At 47.6% G+C, this 5,236-nt stretch carries 6 protein-coding genes; all 6 read right to left on the reverse strand.

Annotation, left to right across the window (positions count from 1 at the left end):
* On the reverse strand, positions 1-392 hold a 392-nt coding region (locus KDK17_RS19210), incomplete at its 3' end, for an F-box protein (RefSeq protein ID WP_257288843.1).
* A 137-nt stretch (positions 393-529) separates the two neighbouring features.
* Positions 530-2,188: an F-box/WD40 repeat-containing protein gene (locus KDK17_RS19215; protein WP_257288844.1), complete on the reverse strand. Its 1,659-nt coding sequence runs from the start codon at positions 2,186-2,188 to the stop codon at positions 530-532.
* A 285-nt stretch (positions 2,189-2,473) separates the two neighbouring features.
* Positions 2,474-4,126: an F-box/WD40 repeat-containing protein gene (locus tag KDK17_RS19220; RefSeq protein WP_257280963.1), complete on the reverse strand. Its 1,653-nt coding sequence runs from the start codon at positions 4,124-4,126 to the stop codon at positions 2,474-2,476.
* A 151-nt stretch (positions 4,127-4,277) separates the two neighbouring features.
* Entirely contained in the window at positions 4,278-4,730 is a 453-nt protein-coding gene (locus KDK17_RS19225; protein WP_257276246.1) for a WD40 repeat domain-containing protein, read from the reverse strand.
* Positions 4,727-4,897: a hypothetical protein gene (locus KDK17_RS19230; RefSeq protein WP_257276247.1), complete on the reverse strand. Its 171-nt coding sequence runs from the start codon at positions 4,895-4,897 to the stop codon at positions 4,727-4,729. Before KDK17_RS19230 ends, KDK17_RS19225 begins: the two co-directional genes overlap by 4 nt.
* A gap of 122 nt (positions 4,898-5,019) precedes the next feature.
* A partial coding sequence (locus KDK17_RS19235; protein WP_257276248.1) for a hypothetical protein occupies positions 5,020-5,236 on the reverse strand: 217 nt, incomplete at its 5' end.

Consider the following 5,236-nt stretch of genomic DNA (forward strand, 5'->3'; position numbering starts at 1 on the left):
CTGGCAGTGTCCGCATTGGCGAACGACCTCAACCAATCACTGAGTTGTTGATTATCTTTTGCCGTAAAAATGGTCTTTAGTTGATATTGGTGTGGTGAAGGAAACCGGCGATACCATGCTTTTTCCAGCGTTTTATCATTTTTTACAAGCTCGTGTAGATGTTTGCACACCTTTGCTAAAGCGGTAATCTCTCGAAAACTCAAACAGCGAATAATCATGGACTGTGCTATGTAGGGCAAATTGAGGAATGAAGGTTTATTTTTTTCATGTACAGCAACCTCCCTGCCTGCACTAACACCCGTCGGTGCCTCTTCCAATTGAGGTCGCTTAGGTGTTGGCAAGGGTGAAGCGTTAATGTCGCCAGTGCTGCCAATGCTTTTTGTAGAGTGCATACCTGTTTCTCCATGGCTCCGAGTCAGAATTTATCCTTGTTTTGAGGGGGCATTTAAAATGCGTTGAAAGGTTAGAGCCGGATTTAGTATGAAAGTTCATAAATTCAGGTCAGGCTCCCGGGCAACAGGGCCCTGCATCAATCTTTCCTCCGTAGTTCAGTGATTCTCAGCTCGTTAAATTGATCGACGGTCAACACCTGTCGGCCATCGGCGCTGATGGTGGCTAATTCGATGTCATGCTCGCGCCGAATAACGGCTTTTTTTACCCATGACCCATCGGGTCCAAGGCCATAAATTTTCACCGTTTTGTCGAGACCGACGGTCAACACATGGCAACCATCGGCGCTGAAGGTGGCTGACCGGACCCAACCTTTGTGGGTAATGGTGGCTTTTTTTACCCATAGTCCGGGGGCCTTCTGGCCGTAGATTTTCGCCTTGTTATCTCTGCTGGCGGTCACCACATGGCGACCATCGGCGCTAAAGTGGGCTGAGTTGACTATCTCCTTGTGTGCAATGGTGGCTTCTTTTACCCATGATCCAGGGGCCTTCTGTCCATAGATTTTTGCCATGTTACTACTACTGGCGGTCAACACACGGAGGCTATCGGCGCTGAATTCGGCTGAGTTGACCGGATCACCATGAGAAATCGTGGCTATTTCTTTCCATGATTCATCGTCCTGCAGATCGCAGATTTTTACCGTACCGTCTTTACTGGCGGTGACCAGATGGCGGCCATTGTTGCTGAAAGCGGCAGAGGTGATAGTATCCCCATGGGTAAAGGTGTCTTTTACTGTCCATGATTCATCGTCCTCCTGAACGTAGATGGTCGCAGTATGATTACGATCGATGACCAACAGATGACGACCGTCGGAGCTTAAGCTGGCCGAGTAGACCGAACAATCATGGTGAACAGTGGCTTTTTCTTCCCATGATCCACCGGTCTCATGGCCATAGATTTTCACCCCATCGTCACTGGCGGTCACAACATGGTCGCCATCAGCACTGAAATTAGCCGACCTGAGCAAATAACGATGGGAAATGGCGGTTTTTACTTCCCATGATCCATCGTCCCCCAGCTCACAAATTTTCGCTTTGCCAGCATAACAGGCCGTCAATACATGACGGTTATCGGGACTGAAGGTGGCTGATGAGATGTATTTGTCATGGGAAATAGTGGTTTTTTCTTCCCATGATCCACCGGTCTTCTGGCCATAGATTTTCACTTCTCGACCCATATTGCGGGTCAGTACGTGGCAGCTATCGGTGCTGAAGGTGGCTTTGGTGATGTGGCGCTTTTGAGACATTCTGGCTTTTTTCACTAACTTGAATGTTTCACATTGAGACATCAGCTTACTGTTGGTGAAAAGGAGCAGGGCTGGAAAATAATTACATTTTCGTTGTTCCAGGAGTGACTCGACAGTATCCCTACTCGCAAACGGCTTCAACCAACCACGGAGTTGTTGCCTGTTTTTTGTCATAGCGATGGTCTTTAGTTGATATTGGCATGGTGAAGGAAACCGGCGATACCATGCTCTTTCCCGAGCGTTATTGTTTTTGACAAGATCGCGAAGATATTTGCAGACCCTGGCTAAACGGGTAACCTCTCGAAAATCCAGATTGCGAATAATTTTGGCATGTATTTCTTCGGGCAAATGTAAGAATGTAGGTTTAATTTTGTTCTGTATAGTAACGTCCATGCCCACACTGACACCTGTTGGTGCTTCCTCCAATCGTGGTTTCTTACGTGTACCCGTGAGTGGACCGTCAATTCTGGAATTGCTGTTTGTAGTTTGCATGTCTGTTCCCTCAAAGCTGCAAAGTCAGTATTTACCTTCAGTCAGAAAGCACGTTCGAAATTTAGAACTGGTTTAAAAATGAAAGTTCATAACAATAAGGTCAGTAAAACTAAGCAAAAACAGGGCTGATCCGGGGAAATAACAGAAAGAACTTTTTCATTGAGAGCTCGCTGCAAAAGTTGTAGTCAGGTTCTCAACATAAGGCTGTTTTTAAATCGGCTATCATCAAAACACGCTTAATTGCAGGTTGTTTTAGTCGGTTATACGCTCATCTGATCATCAATCTTACTTCCATAGTTCAGTGATTCTTGCCGTCTTATCCTCACTGCCGGTCATCACGAATCGGCTATCGGCGCTGAAAGTGGCTGCTCGGACTGCTTTCTTGTGTCGAATGGTGGCTTTTTCCAGCCATGATCCATTGGCCCCCAGACCATAAATTTTTGCCGTTTTGTCGCGACTGGCGGTCACCACAAGGCAACCATCGGTGCTGAAGGTGGCTGATCGGATCAAATCTTTGTGAGCAATAGTGGCTTTTTCTACCCATGATCCATCGGTCAGCAGGCCGTAGATTTTCGCCGTTTTGTCAACGCTGACGGTCACCACATGGCGGCCATCGTCGCTGAAGGTGGCTGATAGAACCCAGCCCTCATGGTTAATGGTGGCTTTTTCTTCCCATGACCCATTGGTCTCCTCATGGATCTTTGCCGTGTTATCTTCACTGGCGGTCACCAGATGACGGCCATCGGCACTGAAGTTGGCTGAGTAGACCACATCATCATGGGAAATCGTCGCTATTTCTCTCCATGATTCATCAGCCTGCAGGTCATAGATTTTCGCCGTGCTGTCTTCACTGGCGGTTACCACGAATCGGCTATCGGCGCTGAAGGTGGCTGATAAGACCCTACCCTCATGGTTAATGGTGGCTTTTTCTTCCCATGAACCATCGCTCATAAGGCTATAGATTTTTGCCGTCTTATCATCACTGGCAGTCACCACATGACGGCTATCGGCGCTAAAGATGGCTGACCTGACCCCATTACTGTGTTGAATAGTGGCCTTTACCTCCCATAATCCATTGTCCCCCTGACTACAGATTTTCGCTGTGTAGTCATGGCTGGCGGTCGCCACATGGCGGTCATCGGCGCTGAAGATGGCTGAGTTGACAAAACAAGTATGAAAAATGGTGGCTTTTTCTTCCCATGTTCCATCGTCCTGCAGACTACAGATTTTCGCTGTGTGATCACGGCTGGCTGTCACCAGCTGGCGGCTATCGGCACTAAAGGTGGCCGATCTGAGCCAGCCAGCATGGGTGATGATGCCTTTTGTTTCCCACGATCCATTGGCTTTCTGACCACAGATTTTCACCGTATTACCCAGACTGGTAGTCACCACATGGCGGCTATCGGCGCTAAAGGTGGCTGTATTGACTTCTTCACGATGGGTGATTTTGGCTTTTGTCTCCAGTTTAAATAGTTCACACTGAGACATCATTTTGCTTTTGGTGAAAAGGATCAGAGCAGGAAAATATGCATTATCACGTTTTTTTATGAGTGACTCGACAGTGTCCGTATTGGCAAACGGTGTCAACCAATCACGGAGTTGTTGATCATCTTTTGAAGTAATGATGGTCTTTAGTTGATATTGGTGTGGTGAAGGAAACCGACGAAACCATGCTCTTTCCAGAGCTTTATCATTTTTAACAAGATCGTGAAGATATTTGCAGACCTTTGCTAAACGGGTAACCTCTCGAAAATCCAAAAGGTGAATAATCCTGGCATGTATCTCTTCGGGCAAATGGAAGAATGCAGGTTCAATATTGTCCTGTACACTCACCTCCCTGCCTGCACTGACACCCGATGCGGTTTCATTCAATCGAGGCTGCTTGAGTGTTGGTGAGAGTGAACCATCATTGTTGTAATTGATGTTCGGAGGGTTCATGCCTGGTTCCTGCAGTGGGCGAAAGTCACTATTAATCCTCGGTCAGAAAGGACATTCGAAATTGATTCGGTCTGTTAGAGTCGTTTTTTTAATGAAAGTTCAAAACATTGAGTTCGGTGACACTATGAAAAAGAAGAGTTCTGTTCGACCCTCAATCGCCGCTCCATAGTTCAGTGATTCTCGCCGTTTCATCCTCACTGGTGGTCACCACGAATTGGCCATCGGCGCTGAAGTTGGCTGACCGGACTGCTTTCTTGTGTTGAATGGTGGCTTTTTCCAGCCATGATCCATCGGCCCCCAGACCATAAATTTTTGCCATACTGTCGTAACTGGCGGTCACCACAAGGCAACCATCGGCGCTGAAGGTGACTGACTCGATCAAATCTTTGTGAGAAATGGTGGCTTTTTCTACCCATGATCCATCGGCCAGCAGGCCATAGATTTTCGCCGTGTTGTCATGGCTGGCGGTCACCACATGGCGGCTATCGGCACAGAAGGTGGCTGATCTGACCGCCCCATCGTGTTGAATGGTGGTTTTGTGTTGCCATGACCCATTGGTCTGCTGGTCATGGATTTTTGCTGTCTTATCTTCACTGGCGGTCACCAGATGACGGCCATCGGCGCTGAAGATGGTTGATTTGACTCAACAGCTACTTCCTGCCGTACGCTGTGCAGGTACAGCTTCCTGATATCGTCCTGTGAGTTTTTGACACTGACCTCTATGCGGCTGATGGCATTCCAGGTATCGTCTTTGTCTTTATCGTGGTTCATGCGTTCACCCTATGATTATTTCTTGTGCGTTAATCCAGACAGTGACGGCACAGAGACACCTAACCCTTTAAGTCAGTGGTTGCCGACAGGCAATCCACTGGATTTTATTATTAGGTGGCGTGTTAGTTGTTGGGGAGGCGTTGACGGATGAGTAATTCTAGCTGGTCTATTTTTTCGTCGCTACGTTTAAAGCCTGCATGGGTGGCTTCAGTAAGCGCAGCAATCGTAGCTTTAATTTCTGAGAGTTCACGGTCACGCTGTGCAAAGCGCAACCGATTTTCCTTCTGGTACTCTCGCATTTCCCGTCTTGTTGCCAGTATCTCTTGGTGTGTATCACCA

Origin of the sequence: Endozoicomonas sp. SESOKO2 (genome assembly GCF_024606245.1) — a bacterium.
Lineage (GTDB): Bacteria > Pseudomonadota > Gammaproteobacteria > Pseudomonadales > Endozoicomonadaceae > Endozoicomonas_A.

What these genes read in the sequence shown, in the direction of transcription:
- KDK17_RS19215 (WP_257288844.1), bottom strand. Translation starts at nt 2,188, where the DNA reads ATGCAAACTACAAACAGCAATTCCAGAATTGACGGTCCACTCACGGGT.
- KDK17_RS19220 (WP_257280963.1), bottom strand. Translation starts at nt 4,126, where the DNA reads ATGAACCCTCCGAACATCAATTACAACAATGATGGTTCACTCTCACCA.
- KDK17_RS19230 (WP_257276247.1), bottom strand. Translation starts at nt 4,897, where the DNA reads ATGAACCACGATAAAGACAAAGACGATACCTGGAATGCCATCAGCCGC.